At 47.3% G+C, this 857-nt stretch carries 1 protein-coding gene; it reads left to right on the top strand.

What is annotated here, in order from left to right:
* Positions 1–37: 37 nt before the first annotated feature.
* A partial coding sequence (rsgA, locus tag R7Q48_RS25865; protein WP_318133036.1) for a small ribosomal subunit biogenesis GTPase RsgA occupies positions 38–857 on the top strand: 820 nt, incomplete at its 3' end.

Raw genomic sequence — 857 nt, 5'->3', positions numbered from 1 at the left:
TCAACCATTTGAGTAAATTCACATAAAGTACAGAATTGTGGCAAAGAAGAAAAAGTTAACCAAAGGTCAGGTGCGCCGCGTACGCAGCAACCAACAAAAACGCCTAAAAAAGCAAGAAGAGTCCATCCAATGGGATGAGAACATGCTTGGCGCAAGTAAACAGGGTCTAGTGATTACTCGCTTTGGCCAGCACGCTGACATCGAAGATTTAGAAACTGGCGAGGTTCAACGCTGTAACCTACGTCGTGGCATTGAGTCTCTGGTTTCCGGTGACCGAGTGCTCTGGCGTGAAGGTCTTGAATCAATGGCAGGCATCTCAGGTGTTGTGGAAGCCGTAGAGCCACGTACATCAATGCTGACTCGCCCAGACTACTACGACGGCCTCAAACCAGTTGCGGCAAACATCGATCAGATGGTGATTGTCTCGTCTGTCTTGCCTGAGCTATCACTGAACATTATCGACCGTTATTTAGTGGCCGCAGAGACACTCAACATCGCACCATTGTTGGTGCTCAACAAGGTCGATTTGCTTGAGGCAGATGACCGTGCAATGTACGAAGAGTGGCTCAAAGAATACGAGCGAATTGGTTATAAAGTGCTGTTCGTGAGTAAAAATTCTGGTGAAGGCATTAGTGATTTAGAAGTGCAGTTACGCGATCGTATCAACATCTTTGTTGGTCAATCTGGCGTAGGTAAATCGAGTGTGGTTAATGCATTAATGCCTGAACTAGAACAAGAAGGGGAAGAAGGCGCAATTTCTGAAAACTCTGGCTTAGGTCAACACACCACGACAGCAGCACGCCTTTACCACATTCCAACTGGCGGCGATCTTATTGACTCACCAGGGGTTCGCGAAT

This window comes from Vibrio sp. 378, from assembly GCF_033339435.1.
This window is presented reverse-complemented; position numbering and strand designations above follow the sequence as displayed.